Genomic DNA, 13,919 nt, shown 5'->3' with positions numbered 1-13,919 from the left:
GGCCGCCGCCTCAAACCGAAGACGGCCCAACACCCACCAGGACACCCCGCCCAATGTGCTCGCGTGTGACCACGACTGACGGCAGGTCTCCTGGCTCGCGGGTCGTTGCCTGTCGCCGCCTTCCCAGGCCCGCAGGCCCAGTGGCATTTGACGAAGGCTCGCCGCTTACAGTTGCGGGGGCAGCCACGGCGTTGGGGAGTCCCCGCACCGTATTCCCTATTGATCTCCCGAAGGAGAACCGTCGCAGGCACCCTAGTTGTATTTGCAAACGACTGTCAACTGGTTGCGCCGCCGGGCCGACGTGCGGATCGTCATCGCCTCGTTGGGGCAAAACAGCACAGGCTGCTGTCGATCCCCTTTGCCAAAAATATCCGCTCTACTGAAATTCGGATGTGGTGCGGCGCCGCCGGCGTTAGCGGGCTACGAGGTCAATGCATCCAGCAATCGTTTCGCAACTTCTGGATCATCTAGGTATCCAACAACGCCGTGACGATTGTCCGTGTGATTCTTCACGAGTGAATAGTTTTCGATCGCAGGCGATACCGGGAAATTCGCTTGATCCAATGGATAAAGCGCTATGACATCTCTGGGGTCGTATGCGTTGTACCACCTCTCGATCGGCTGCGGATATCGAAGGGGGCGTAGTTGATCTCGAACAGCTCTGATCCCAAGAGGGGATCCTACCGTTAGGTACAGTGGAATGCGAAGCGATCTTCGGTCGGATCGCAACACATTATAGGCAACAATCGAGCCCAGCGAATGACCAACGACGACCGTCGGCTGTTCAGTGAGGGCGGCCCCGACGACTCGGTCGATCTCGTCCCGAACACCAGCTCGGGTCGTGTAGAGAAAAACATCCCGAGTAATGGTCTGAAGCGCCGTCTGGCCCATTCCGCCGCCGTGCTTGTCAAGCGCCCGCAGGATTGCCTGGACCCACTCCCAATTGAGGGGCCCTTTTGGTTTGGGGTTCGCTCCGTATTCAGTATCGATCTGCTGGTCGGTAACTCCAGCGCGTAAGCGGACGCTCTCCGCGATCTGGGCCTGGAACACCAGGAACTCATCCTCGATCTGGCCGCCCTTTGCGCGAACGTTTTCAGTGAGGGGAATGTCGAAATCCCTCACAAATTTATCGAGGATGTCTGCGTAAAATGGAAATGTCACCTCCAGCGATTCCGGAAGACTTCGCCCAACACTCTTTGCACCCAAGGCAAGCGCATCAAGCCAAGCGGCTTTCAAGGCAACGGGATCCAGGCCCTGTTGGGCTCGCCCGTGAACCATCACCAGGCGAATGCCATTCGAAGCCGCAAGTGCTTTCGGAACCATGCTCAATATAGCGCCAAGCGAGGATAGCCATAGAATTTCTCTGCGGTCGAAAAGACTGCTCATCCGGCGTTCCCTTGTCGGACCATTGTTGAGACGATGTCCATGCCGGTGGGATCGAAGGTGGTCCACAGGGATGGCCGCAGGTGATTACGTGCCTCGTCCAGTGCGGTCGGAAGCTGAATTTGCAGTACCCTGAGAAGATTCCATCCCTGGCTCAACATCGGAAACAGAGGGAAAACCGTTTTCGCTTCACTCAGGGCGGGACCGCTTCGTTCCCGCGACAGCATGGCGACGTCGAACAATTCGATGCTGAGGTCGCTCCGCATGAAATCATTGACCGACCTCACTTGATCGATGAGGTCTGCCTGTGAGTAGGCGTACGCAGCGTACAATCCCAAAGTAGGATCAGCGCTCTTCCCGACCCTTATGCTATCGCCAAAAGACCGAGCGTTTTGCGCGGCTGTTTCTCTCGTTCCATCAATACGAAAGACACCTGATTGCGCCGCCGCTGTTACGGCGGCGTGAAGGGCGTCGATGTTGGGATCGCTCGGTCCCCTGCTGCGAATATACGTTACGCTTGCAACTCCGATCCCGTCGAAAGCCAAGCTGCAGATGAAGCCCCTGATTGCCGGAACGACAGTTCCGGACCCATCACTGAAGCGGACAGCGACATTCGCGGCTGGTTTGCCTCGAAGCAGGACAACTGCCCTGGACGGGTCGAGAATTTGTGCCTTCACGCCACCATCCGCCTCGACCTGTTTGAACGATGTGTTTGCGACCAACAGCTCGGCCTCGCCGTGGCCCGACATCGTCGTGGAAGGTCGGCGGGCAGCGGCGTTCGCCGTGACGACGCGAGTCTGTGCCCTTTTGAACTCCCCTACAGAAGGAATGGCTATGCAAAAAGCATCCTGCGGATCGCATTGGTCATTTGGATCGGGCAGAGCCGCATTCGTCGGAAGGCTTTCGTTCAAGATAGGACCGGCCCCCGCGCTTTGCAGTGTCTTCGCCGCAAACTTGTTGATCGTCCATTGCGGCGCCGGAATTCCGGCGAGGCTTCCCAGATCCGCGACCGGTGTCAGATAGGTGTTGTCACCGGATACGATATTTGCATCCGGCTTCTGCTGAAGCTTGATTGATCTGCGTTCGGCCTGTTTCACGACCTCACTTTCCAGGAATGACTTCAGGTCCCTGTTGGTGATGACACGAACGCCATCAACGGTTTTGATCAAGGAGCTCACTGGCGTCTGAAACGCGCTGAGGAGGCAACTCGTAAAGATGCCCTCGAAAGCCGGCGCGCTTTGCGAAATAGGAAGCTCAAGGGCCGGACTTCCGGGCAACGCTGCTAGAAATTGGTCGACCTCTGACCGCACATTGCGGCTGACGTCACCGTTTGGGAAAATCAGGCTCCCCCTGACGCGGCTAGTCCCGATGCTATCCGGAGTTGAGCGGCATGCATCGGAGATGAAGACGACGCTTGGAATGCCGGTCTCTTTGGCGAGTACTACGCTTTCTGTGAGACTGACGGCTTCGTTCGGGTTTTGCGGTGCATTGGATAGCATCCAATATTCCGCATAGGCATTCAGAAAGCCGTGTCCGGAGAAGTAAACGACGAGCTGATCGAGCGTGCCGCGTTGGACAAGCTCGTCTATCGCTTCGAACAGGGCGGCGGCTTTGACCGGCGAACTTTCGTCAACAAAGAGCTTAACTTCGAAGCCCGCACCTTTCAGCCAATCCGCGACCGATCGCGCACCTGATACCGCAGCGCTCAGCTTGGGCAGATTGCCGGCTTTGTTCACCCCAATGACGACTGCGGCACACTTGCCTCTGTTGGCTAGAGCGCCAGAGGATAATAGCCAGCTAGTCGCGGCCGCGCCGCCGATCAAAAAATCGCGTCGTCTCATGGCTCGCCAGCCCTAAAATGCCGTTCAAAATAAAAATATGCCAGCAGGGAAGGTTTGTCCATCATCATACAGTGTAAGGTTGTGCCTGTCGATCATTACCAGACTTAAGCCTGGGCTTGGATCGAAATGCCTGCGGCGACGTCGCTCTGAGCAGAAGATCTTGTCTTGAAGGTTGGTGGACATATTCAATGCGCGGACGTCTTCACAGATTTGTCCTCGGCTGCACGCACTGTTGCGTCATGTGCCAGTCTATACTGGCGTCCGCTGCCCGTCGGGCAAAACAGCTCATGCCGCCGTCAAGTACCCCATCAAAAATATTCCACTTTACCGAAATTCGGATTTATCGTATGCCTCGCCCATCCCAGCCCACCAAAGGGGCGGTCGTACGTCGTTTCGAGCGCGGGTAGGGAGTTGCGGTGGACGCGGGCGGCGTTGAAGGCGGGCTTGTTGCATGCCGGGCGAGATGAACCTCGTGAGCATGACAGCTCCTGCGAAGACGGACGGCGCTCAATGTCTTGCGAAGCTCTCGGGCTAAGGAGCCCTGGGGCGATGCGAGAAAGCCTGCGTACGGCGAAACCGTGTGGTCCTGGCCGTCGTTGCTACGGTCAAGCCTTGGCGAAGGCGTCATCGCATCAACCGGTGCGGTGGCGTGTCTTTCGCGGAGGCGAGGGAGGCCAGAAGGAACTCGGCTCCCGGGAGAGCGCGGCATAGGCCGTCAAACCATCGCGCAGGGAAGGCCTGGTCTCGGCTGCCCTGTGTCTCCCCTGTGCATTGCGCGTGCATTCGTTCAGCGCAGGGGTTTTGTGGGTGCCAGCCGGCGCCCGGTCTTCCCTGCGCCCTTTCTTCTCGGGAGGGGGGTATGAAGCGAAGCAGAGCTCGGGCAGATCATGCCGCGAGGATGCGCGCGCATGCCGGTATGTTGCGCTCCGGTCCCGATACACTCCCAGCGTTCACCGGCCTCACATGCAAGCATGCAGCATCGGCATCCATGGTGGTGGTCGTTCTTGCCAAAACCTGCACTATGCGCCCCGCGCCTCCGGAGCTGCTGCCGGGTCTTTGGAGGTTCTTTGCAATAGCTTTTTGGAGTGACGAGATGAGCGGTTTGGTGATCTCTGGCGGCCGGGTGGTGGATCCCGCGAGCGGGATGGATGCCGTCGGCGACGTGGCGGTGGTGGACGGCAGGATCGCGGCCGTCGGCACGGGCCTCGGCGGCGCCGAGCGGGTGATCGACGCCACCGGCCTCGTGGTCGCGCCCGGCTTCATCGATCTGCACGCCCACGGCCAGTCGATTCCGGCCGACCGCATGCAGGCGTTCGACGGCGTGACGACGACGCTCGATCTCGAGGCCGGCGTGCTGCCGGTCGGATCCTGGTACGAGCGCCAGGCGCGCAAGGGGCGCGTGCTGAACTACGGCGCCGCCACCAACTGGGCCTTCGCCCGCATCGGCGCGATGACGGGCTCCAATGCGGAGAGCTCGCTGGAGGCATTCGGCAACGCCATGCGCGACCGCCGCTGGATGGACAATGTCGCGACCGATGCGGAGGTCTCAGGGATTCTCGAGCGCCTTTCGCGCGGCCTCAACGAGGGCGGCATCGGTATCGGTATCCTGAATGCCTATGCGCCGGGCGCCGGCGTGCAGGAGCTGACCGCGGTCTGCCAGCTCGCCGCCAAACAGGACGTGCCGACCTTCACCCACGTCGCCTTCATGTCGCGCATCGACCCCGAGAGCGCGGTGGAAGCCTATATTCGCCTGATCGGCTATGCCGGCGCCACCGGCGCGCACATGCACATCTGCCATTTCAACTCGTCGAGCAAGACCGACATCGAACGCTGCCGCGTGCTGATCGAAAAGGCGCAGGCGCAGGGCCTGCCGATCACGGTCGAGGCTTATCCCTACGGCACCGGCTCGACCGTGCTGGCTGCGGCGTTCTTCAGCGATCCCCAGTTCGTCGAGCGCAACGGCACCGGCTATGATTCCGTGCAGCGCGTGACCGACGGCTATCGCTTCCACGACCGCGAGGAGCTCCTGAAGGCGCAGGCGGAGGAGCCGTCCTCGCTGGTGCTCTGGCACATCCTCGACACCGAGCACAATGCGCATCACCGCGACCTGCTCGACATGTCGGTGCTCTATCCCGGCGGCGCCATCGCCTCCGACGCGATGCCGTGGACGACGTCGGACGGCAAAACCTACACCGGCGATGCCTGGCCGCTGCCTGACGATGCCACCTCCCATCCGCGCTCGGCCGGCTGCTTCACGAAATTCATCCGCGAATGGGTGCGCGAGCGCAAGGCCGTGTCGCTGCTCGAGGGCGTACGCAAATGCGCGCTGATCCCGGCGGAGATCCTGTCGCAGAGCACGCCCGCGATGCGCGCCAAGGGCCGGCTCGCCAAGGACGCGGATGCCGACATCGTAGTGTTCGACTACGAGAAGCTTTCGGACCGCGCCACCTTCACGGCGATGAACCGCCCCTCCGAAGGCGTGCGGCACCTGATCGTCAGCGGCCAGGTGCTGATCAGCGACGGTGTGTTGGATGTCGCGGCGCGGCCCGGAAAGCCGGTGCGCCGCCCCGTCGTCGGGGGCTGACCCATGCCGGTCCCCGTTCTTCTGGTGACGGGTTTTCTCGGGGCCGGCAAGACCACGGTCGTGAATCACCTGCTCGCGCATGCGGAGGGGCGGCGGATCGCTGCCGTGGTCAACGATTTTGGTGCGATCAACATCGATGCGGAGCTGATCGCGGGTGCCAGCGACGGCGTGGTCAGTCTCGCCAATGGATGCATCTGCTGCTCGCTCGAAGGCGATCTGCTGCGCACACTCTCGACGCTGCTCCGGCGTGATCCCCGGCCCGAATACATCGTCATCGAGACCAGCGGCGTTGCCGATCCCTCCGACATCGTGCGCAATTTGATGGATCCGGTGATCCTGCGCGAGGCGCCGCTGGAGACGGTGCTCTGCGTGATGGACGCCGGCACACCGCCGTCCGCGCTGGACGATGCGCTGTTGCGATCGCAATTGCGCGTCGCCGATATCGTGGCGTTGAGCAAGCTGGATCTGGCGGACGCGGGCGCCGGCGTCCGGATGCGCGAGGCCATCCGTGCCCAGCGCGTTCCCGCGGTCGTGGTCGAGGCGAAGCATGGCGAGCTTCCGTCGGCACTGCTGTTTCCCGCCACCGCCGATCGTGCGCCCGCGCGTGACCCTGGGCCGAAACGGCCGACGGAAGAGCGCTTCGAGACGCTGAGCTGGACGTCGGAGCAGCCGATCTCGCTGCCGCGCCTGCAGCAGGCCATCGGCAAGCTCGCGCCGAAGCTGGCGCGGGCAAAGGGTCTGTTCGAAACCATCGAGCAGCCCGGCCGCCAGATGGTCTTTCAGTTCGCCGGCGGCCGCGCCACGCTCGCCCCAGGCGAGGCGCCGGCAGCAGGCGTGCCGCGGTCACGGATCGTCTTCATCGCCGAGCTCGGCGTGCTGTCGAAGGCCGAGCTCGATGGAATCATGGAGGGGTGCGTTGCCGGCGGGTAGCGCAGCTCGCAGACGTATCAGGTCAGATCTGGCGTGGCCTCAATCCTCCACCGGCAGCGCATCTCCGTGCACATACCAGTCCGCGCGCGATGCCCACTGCACATGCCGGTCGGGTGCCGCACCCAGCGGCGCGTCGAACGCGCCGGCATGGATGATCGCCTCGCGCCCGCTGCGTGTGAGATGCGGCATCGGGCTGCCGCAGGTCTTGCAGAATGCGGTCGCGAAGCTCCGCGCATTCGGCAGATCAAAGCGGGCAACCGATGCTTCCCCGCGCAGCCAGCGCAGAGCGCCGGCCTTCACGATCACCTCGCAGGCATGTGCGGTCCCCGTCGCCTTGCGACAGCGCGAGCAGTGGCAGTTGAGGAAATGGTCGAACGGGCCCTCGACCTCGAACGCGACCTCGCCGCACAGGCAGCTTCCCCGGAATGCGGCCATTTCATTCTCCGTCCGGCTCGGCCGGTTTGTCGATCACAGTCAGCGCGCCATCAGACCCCTGCGGCCGGAAATTCTCAAGAGGGCGCTCGCGATTCCGCGCCTGGCCCGCTCAAGCAAATTGCGCGATGCCGTTTCCGACCGACCAGTTCTCCGCGGGCGCGTCGAGCACGTTCACGAACACGTCCTCGGGCCGGATGCCCGGATTGTCGCCGAGCAGCTCGGCGATCCGCCGGTACAGCGCCTTCTTCTGCTCGGGCGTGCGCGAGGCGAACACGGTGATCTGGATCAGCACGGCATCCTCGCTGCGATTCACGCCGTAGGCATTCCCGCAGCGGAAGTTCGCGGGCGCAAGCTCGTTGATGGTCATGAACTCGTCGCCTTCGGGCACGTTCAGGGCTTCGCGCAAGGCGCGGTAGAGACCGTCGAGGATCGCCTGCCGGTAGGCGTCAGGCTTCCCCGCGCGCATCGAGATGTGAAGCAGAGGCATGAGCTGGTTCCTGTGCATGCGCGCCCGGCCGGCCGGGCGCATCATCCGCGCCGGCCGCTGGCCTGTTGACGAAACGGGATATCAATCCCAATTTGTTTTTGACACGATGTCGAGAAATCACGTTTTTGACGGTGTGTCAAATACTATGGGAGCAGCATTTGAGACCGCGCGAGTTCGACCATGACGATGTCCTGCGCATCGCGTTCGACCAGTTCTGGCGCAAGGGCGTGCGCGGCACCTCGCTGTCGGACATCGCGCGCGACGCCGGCGTACAGCGCGGCAGCCTCTACAATGCGTTCGGCAGCAAGGAAGCGCTGTTCCTGCAGGCCTATGAGCGCTACGCCGGCGACTATCTCCTTGCCCTGCAAAAGGCGCTCGGCGCCGGCAGCCTGCGCAAGCGGCTCACCGCGTTCTTCGACCTCACCATTACTAATTTCCGCTCCGGCTCGCCGCCGCGGGGCTGCCCGACCACGCGCGGCCTGATGGAGCTTGGCGCAGCGGAAGGCGAAGGGCTCGATGAAGACGCGCGCGAGGCTTTCGCCAGCCTCGTCTCGCGCATCACCGCGCTGGTTCAGGGCACGTTGGCGGCGGCGGCGAAGCGCGGCGAATTCAACGGCAATCCCGCAAGCACAGCGCTGCACATCATCACGGTGACGCGCGGCCTCGCCGTGCTCGAACGCGCCTATGACGACGAAGCCCAGCTGCGCAAGATCGCGAGCCACACCATCGATCTCGTGCTCGACAAGAAGGGAGGCTAGGTCTCAGCAGCAGGCCAGCGCACTGACAGCCTGCGTCGTCGCGTCTTCTTTCCCCGCACCGACGAACTGGCAGACGACGGATTTAAGTTCGCCGGGCTGCGCGCTGCGCGCGACGGCCAGCAACTGCATCAGCTCCGCCTCGTCCTTCGAAAGGCGCCGGCACGACGGCGGCATGAAGCACAGCTCGCAGGGCCGCCCGCTCCGCAAAATCCTGACCAGCGCCGCGGCGCGCGCGACCAGCAGCGGACTGTCGGCTATGCCGGGAGCTTCGTCGGCGAAGCGATAGGCCGCCTCCCAGCAATCGGATGCACCGGTCGCGTAAGCCGCTCCAATGAAGCGGAGCAGCGACAGCGCGACGCGGGAAAATTGATCGTAGCTTTCGACGCTCGGACGCGCGCAAAGCGCACCCTGGAGCGGACAGAGTTTCGGCAGGTCCGCATCCGGGACCGGCACAGAAGCGCGAGCAGCCTGCATCATGGACGATCCCGTCAATGCAATGTGGGGCTGCCCACGAACCAGCTCTTCATCGCCATGATCTGGTCCTGATCGAAAGTGCGAACGTGCCGGTCGGGCATCACGAGACCAGCCATGCGGAAGATCGTCGCGAGCCCGCGCACCGGCGCCAGCGCCCAATCCGCACCGACCGGCGGCAACCAGCATTCGAACTGCTCGCGCGTGATCTCGATGTGCTCCCGCTGTGCCGCGGCGATGGCGCGCAGGATTCCGTGCTCGCTCTCCGACATGCGCGGGCAGGTGGGGCAGTGCACTTCGATGGCGGTGTGCGCCGTGCAAGCGAAGATCTCGATGATGGATTCCAGCGATGGCACGGCGTCGCCGACGCGAAAATGGTCATACACCTGCTGGATGTCGGCGGCGGTCGGCACGGCGCTTCCGCGCCGCGCCTTGGCGCGAAATCCCCAGATGAAGAGCCGCTCCGCCGCGCACAGCGCGGGCACGTCGAGGGCCGGCGTGGATGTCGATCGATGCATGGAGCCTCTCGTCCTTGGCTGCCGTCCTCGGCTGCGCTAGCGCCGCGGATGACGCTGACGTCTGCACGGATCGTTCGGCCAGAGGCTCCGCCAAGTCAACGCCGGGAGGCTCGATATCGAGGTCTTCTAGATCTAAAGAGCCGTACCTCGGCGTGGCCGCGAATCCCTGTCAGGCGGGCTCTTACGGAACCCGAATGCTTAAAGCTTTGCTAAGGCCTTCGGGATAAGTTGGCATACCACTATTGCCCCATCATGTGAGCTTCGATGATTTTCTCCCGCATCAGTTTCAAGCTGGTCCTGATTGTCGGCATCAGCCTTCTCGGCATGATCGCACTGGCGCCGATCGCGCTCTCGACACTGCGCGCGCAGATGATCGCCGACCGCCAGGCCAAGACGCAGCACATGGTCGATGTCGGCTACGGTATCCTGGCCCACTACCAGAAGCTCGAGAGCGAAGGAAAACTCCCACGCGAGCAGGCGCAGGCCGCCGCGATGGCGCAGCTCAAGAGCCTCCGCTACGACAAGGTCGAGTATTTCTGGATCAACGACATGACCCCCAAGATGGTCATGCACCCGATCAAGCCGGATCTCGATGGCAAGGACTTGTCGGGGATGAAGGATCCCACCGGCAACGCGCTGTTCGTGGGCTTCGTCGACGTCGTCAGCAAGCAGGGCGCGGGCTTCTACAGCTATCTCTGGCCGAAGCCCGGCTTCGACCAGCCGGTCGGGAAAATCTCCTATGTGAAGGGCTTCGCGCCCTGGGGCTGGATCATCGGCACCGGCATCTATCTCGACGACGTCGATGCCGTCTTCCGCCAGGATGCGATGACGTTCGCGCTGGTCTGCCTCGCGGTGCTGGTGCTGGTGTTGGCGGCGTCTTTCGTCATCGGCCGCAGCGTCACGAAACCGCTCGCAAAAATCACTGCGCTGACCGAGCGTCTCGCCGCCGGCGACAGCGCCTTCGAGGTTCCCTACACCGATCGCAGCAACGAGGTCGGCGGTCTGGCCAGGGCGCTTGCCGTGTTCAAGGATAACGCGGCAGCGGTGGGTCGGATGCACGCCGAGCAGCAGGAAGCCAAGCAGCGCGCCGACGACGAGAAGCGCAAGACCATGGCCGATCTCGCCGGCAAGTTCGAGGCGAGCGTCCAGGCCGTGGTCCGCGACGTCTTCAACGAGGCGCGCGAGATGCAGCAGGCCGCGCAAGGCATGTCGGAAACCGCAAACAAGGCGACCGATCGCGCCAGCTTCGTCGCGACCGCCTGCCAGCAGGCCTCGAGCAACGTGCAGACGGTGGCCTCCGCGGCCGGCCAGCTGTCGTCCTCGATCACCGAGATCAGCCAGCGCGTCGCGCAGGCCGCTTCCGTGGCCGACAAGGCCGCCGCCGACGGCCAGCGCACCAACGACACCGTGCAGGGGCTCGCCGCCGCCGCGCACAAGATCGGCGAGGTCATCGACCTCATCAACCAGATCGCCTCGCAGACCAATCTGCTCGCGCTCAACGCCACCATCGAGGCGGCGCGCGCGGGCGAGGCCGGCAAGGGCTTTGCGGTGGTCGCGAGCGAAGTGAAGTCGCTGGCGAGCCAGACCGCGAAGGCGACCGACGAGATCGGCGCGCAGATCACCGCGATCCAGGGCGAGACCAACCAGGTTGTCGGCAACATCGAGAGCATCCGCAAGACCATCATGGAGGTCAACGAGATCTCGTCGTCGATCGCGGCCGCAGTCGAGGAGCAGGGCGCGGCGACGCAGGCGATCGCGCACAGCGTGCAGGAGGCGGCCTCCGGCACCGATCAGGTCTCGCAGAACATCTCCGGCGTCACCGATGCGACGGCGGAGACCGGCCAGGCCGCCGGCCTCGTGCTGCAATCGAGCGGCCGTCTGACCAACAAGCTGCAATCGCTCCAGGACGAGGTCAGCACCTTCGTTGCCGGCGTGCGGGCCGCCTAGTATAGCGGGAGGATGGGTCAAGACTCTACTGGGCGAGCGCCCATCCTCCTGATCAATCCGAACAGCAACGAGGCGACCACCACGATGATGGTGGCGATCGCCAGGTCCGTCGTCGCCGACGGATTTGACATTGTCGGCGCCACGGCGAGACGTACGCCCGCGATGATCGTCTCGCCGGATGTGCTGGAGGCGGCTGCGCCCGAGGTTGAGGAGATCGCGCGGGCCCGCACCGGCGCGTGTTGCGGCATCATCGTATCGGCATTCGGCGACCCCGGCCTCGCCGGGATCAGGGCGGCGATGAAGCTGCCGGCCGTCGGCATCGGCGAATCCGCGATGCTGGAAGCCGCTGGGAACGGTCGCCGCTTCGGCGTGGCGACCACGACGCCGCTGCTGAAAGCGAAGATCGATGCATTGCCTGAAGCGCTGGGGCTGCGTTCGCTCTACACTGGTACGCGCTTTGCCGTCGGCGATCCCGAGGAGCTTGTGCGCGATCCGGCGCGGCTCCGCGCGGCACTAGCCGGCGCGGTCGAGGCCTGCATCGCGCAGGACGGGGCGGAAGCGGTCATCATCGGCGGTGGGCCACTGGGTGAAGCGGCGCGCGAGCTTCAGCCGATGTTCGCGGTGCCGGTCGTCGCGCCGATCCCGTCGGCCGTGCGTCGGATCATTCGTCTCGTCACCGCCTAACGTCGGGTTTTTCCGCGTCGCGGCATCGGCCGTGATGCGGAAAACTGTTTTCCTTGACATGAAGTCTGCCGTGCTCGACGTGTAACGATGTCGAGTGACGACACGTTGCGTGCCGTTGCGAAAAGAACAAGCAGCACGGGACGGACGCCATGACCGCAGGTCTCAACGAGCAGGATTATCTCGCCACCTTGCGGGGCCTGTGGGATAAGGCCTGGCCGAAGGGCATGCCGCGCTCGCCGAACTATCTGCACGGCGAGGTTCCCCTGACGGAATATCTGCGTGCCTGGGCGAAGCAGAGCCCGGATCGTCCCGCGGTGATCTTCTACGGGCACGTGACGACCTATGCCGAGCTCGATCAGCAGAGCGACCGCTTTGCCGCGCTGCTCGCGGCGAAGGGCGTGCGCAAGGGCGATCGCGTCGCCGTCTTCCTGCCGAACTGCCCGCAATTCCACATCGTGTTCTTCGGCATCCTGAAGCTGGGGGCCGTCCACGTTCCCGTGAGCCCGCTCTCGCGCGCGTTCGAATTGTCCTACGAGCTCAACGACACCCAGGCCGAGGTGATCGTGGCGCTCGACCAGCTGATCCCCGTCGTCGAGCAGGTGAAGGGAGAGGTGCGGCTGCGCGAGATCATCGTCACCAGCTTTGCCGATGTCGTGCCGTCCGCGCCGGCATTCCCGACGCCGGACTCGATCCGCGGCCCCCGCATCGCCGTCCCGGGCGCGACCGATCTGTTGCCCGCGCTTGCTGCGATGTCCGCGCCGACGCCGCTGTCGCCGCCCGGCCTCGACGACGTTGCCGCGCTCAACTACACCGGCGGCACCACAGGCATGCCCAAGGGCTGCGTCCATACCCATCGCGACATGGTCTATACGGCGGCGGCCAATTACGGCATCTCGGTGCTGTCGGACGAGAGCAGCGTGTTCCTGTCGTTCTTTCCGGAGTTCTGGATTGCGGGCGAGAATTTCGGCCTGATCTTTCCGTTGTTCTCCGGCGGGACTCTGGTTCTGCTGGCGCGCTGGGACGCCGTCGGCGCGATGGCCGCGATCGACAAGTACAAGGTCACGATCACCGCGATGCCGGTGGACGGCGCCGTCGAGCTGATGGACCATCCGCGCTGGAGCGAGTTCGACCTGTCGTCGCTGAAGCAGGTCCGCGTCGTCTCCTTCGTCAAGAAGCTGAATGCCGACTATCGCAAGCGCTGGAAGGACCTCACCGGCACGATCCTGATGGAAGCGGCCTGGGGCATGACCGAGACCCACACCTCCAACACCTTCACGGCAGGATTCCAGGACGACGACTTCGATCTCAACAACCAGCCGATCTTCGTCGGCCTGCCGGTCCCCGGCGCCGAGTTCAAGATCACCGATTTCGAGACCGGCGCGCTGCTGCCGCTCGGCGCGGAAGGCGAGATTCGCGTGCGCACGCCGTCGCTGCTCAAGAGCTACTGGAATAAGCCGGAGGCGACCGCGGAGTCGCTGATCGACGGCTGGCTGCGCACCGGCGACATCGGCACCATCGACAAGGACGGCTTCCTGCACTTCCTCGGCCGCCGCAAGGAAATGCTCAAGGTCAAGGGCATGAGCGTCTTCCCGCCGGAGATCGAGGCGCTGCTCGGACAGCATCCGAAGGTGCTGGGCTCGGGCGTGGTCGGGCGCGACGATCCGGACAAGGGGCAGGTGCCGGTGGCCTATATCCAGCTCAAGCCGGAGGCGGTCGGCACCATCTCCGCGGAAGACCTGCGCGCCTGGTGCGCCGAGCGCATGGCCGTCTACAAGATCCCGGAAGTGCGTATTATCGAAGCCCTGCCGCTGACGGCGACAGGGAAGGTGAAGAAGCAGGACCTCGATCCAAATCTGCCCGCTGCCGTCTGAGTGAGAGACA

Annotated in this window: 12 protein-coding genes and 1 riboswitch; of the genes, 6 read left to right on the top strand and 6 right to left on the bottom strand. The window is 63.8% G+C overall.

Annotation, left to right across the window (positions count from 1 at the left end):
* Positions 1 to 63: 63 nt before the first annotated feature.
* A riboswitch (cobalamin riboswitch) is annotated at positions 64 to 258 on the bottom strand.
* A 162-nt stretch (positions 259 to 420) separates the two neighbouring features.
* Both A7X65_RS34945 and A7X65_RS34940 read right to left on the bottom strand, forming a co-directional pair.
* Positions 421 to 1,386 (bottom strand): alpha/beta hydrolase family protein, encoded by a 966-nt coding sequence (locus A7X65_RS34945; protein WP_082885172.1) that lies wholly within the window; start codon positions 1,384 to 1,386, stop codon positions 421 to 423.
* Positions 1,383 to 3,224, bottom strand: a complete 1,842-nt coding sequence (locus A7X65_RS34940; protein WP_063693955.1) for a caspase family protein — start codon at positions 3,222 to 3,224, stop codon at positions 1,383 to 1,385. The genes A7X65_RS34945 and A7X65_RS34940 overlap by 4 nt, the downstream gene beginning before the upstream one ends.
* Positions 3,225 to 4,317: 1,093 nt before the next feature.
* On the opposite strand from A7X65_RS34940, the gene A7X65_RS34935 reads away from it, so the two are divergent.
* Both A7X65_RS34935 and A7X65_RS34930 read left to right on the top strand, forming a co-directional pair.
* Complete coding sequence (locus tag A7X65_RS34935; protein WP_063693954.1) at positions 4,318 to 5,808, top strand: amidohydrolase family protein; 1,491 nt, start codon at positions 4,318 to 4,320, stop codon at positions 5,806 to 5,808.
* 3 nt (positions 5,809 to 5,811) lie between these two features.
* Positions 5,812 to 6,738: a CobW family GTP-binding protein gene (locus A7X65_RS34930; RefSeq protein WP_063693953.1), complete on the top strand. Its 927-nt coding sequence runs from the start codon at positions 5,812 to 5,814 to the stop codon at positions 6,736 to 6,738.
* 39 nt (positions 6,739 to 6,777) lie between these two features.
* Here the strand turns inward: A7X65_RS34930 and A7X65_RS34925 are convergent, their stop codons facing one another.
* A complete protein-coding gene (locus A7X65_RS34925) occupies positions 6,778 to 7,173 on the bottom strand; it encodes a GFA family protein (protein WP_063693952.1) in 396 nt (131 codons plus the stop codon).
* Between the two features lie 109 nt (positions 7,174 to 7,282).
* The gene (locus tag A7X65_RS34920) at positions 7,283 to 7,660 is read right to left on the bottom strand and encodes a tautomerase family protein (RefSeq protein ID WP_063694287.1); all 378 of its coding nucleotides are present in this window, start codon (positions 7,658 to 7,660) and stop codon (positions 7,283 to 7,285) included.
* A gap of 158 nt (positions 7,661 to 7,818) precedes the next feature.
* Between A7X65_RS34920 and A7X65_RS34915 the strand changes: the two genes are divergently transcribed.
* Positions 7,819 to 8,418: a TetR/AcrR family transcriptional regulator gene (locus A7X65_RS34915; protein ID WP_063693951.1), complete on the top strand. Its 600-nt coding sequence runs from the start codon at positions 7,819 to 7,821 to the stop codon at positions 8,416 to 8,418.
* Between the two features lie 3 nt (positions 8,419 to 8,421).
* On the opposite strand, the gene A7X65_RS34910 is transcribed toward A7X65_RS34915, so the two are convergent.
* Positions 8,422 to 8,895 (bottom strand): hypothetical protein, encoded by a 474-nt coding sequence (locus A7X65_RS34910; protein ID WP_063693950.1) that lies wholly within the window; start codon positions 8,893 to 8,895, stop codon positions 8,422 to 8,424.
* 11 nt (positions 8,896 to 8,906) lie between these two features.
* A complete protein-coding gene (locus A7X65_RS34905) occupies positions 8,907 to 9,407 on the bottom strand; it encodes a hypothetical protein (RefSeq protein ID WP_063693949.1) in 501 nt (166 codons plus the stop codon).
* A gap of 264 nt (positions 9,408 to 9,671) precedes the next feature.
* Here A7X65_RS34905 and A7X65_RS34900 point away from each other — a divergent pair, with 264 nt between their 5' ends.
* From A7X65_RS34900 to A7X65_RS34890, 3 genes are all read left to right on the top strand, one after another.
* Positions 9,672 to 11,354, top strand: a complete 1,683-nt coding sequence (locus A7X65_RS34900; RefSeq protein WP_063693948.1) for a methyl-accepting chemotaxis protein — start codon at positions 9,672 to 9,674, stop codon at positions 11,352 to 11,354.
* A gap of 12 nt (positions 11,355 to 11,366) precedes the next feature.
* Positions 11,367 to 12,038, top strand: coding sequence for an aspartate/glutamate racemase family protein (locus A7X65_RS34895; RefSeq protein WP_063693947.1), 672 nt, complete (start codon positions 11,367 to 11,369; stop codon positions 12,036 to 12,038).
* A gap of 149 nt (positions 12,039 to 12,187) precedes the next feature.
* Positions 12,188 to 13,909, top strand: coding sequence for an AMP-binding protein (locus A7X65_RS34890; protein WP_063693946.1), 1,722 nt, complete (start codon positions 12,188 to 12,190; stop codon positions 13,907 to 13,909).
* The last annotated feature ends 10 nt before the right edge of the window (positions 13,910 to 13,919 follow it).

It is taken from the genome of Bradyrhizobium stylosanthis (genome assembly GCF_001641335.1).
Classification (GTDB): domain Bacteria; phylum Pseudomonadota; class Alphaproteobacteria; order Rhizobiales; family Xanthobacteraceae; genus Bradyrhizobium; species Bradyrhizobium stylosanthis.
Note: the sequence above shows the minus strand (reverse complement) of the source record. Positions and strands in the feature narration are given on the sequence as shown.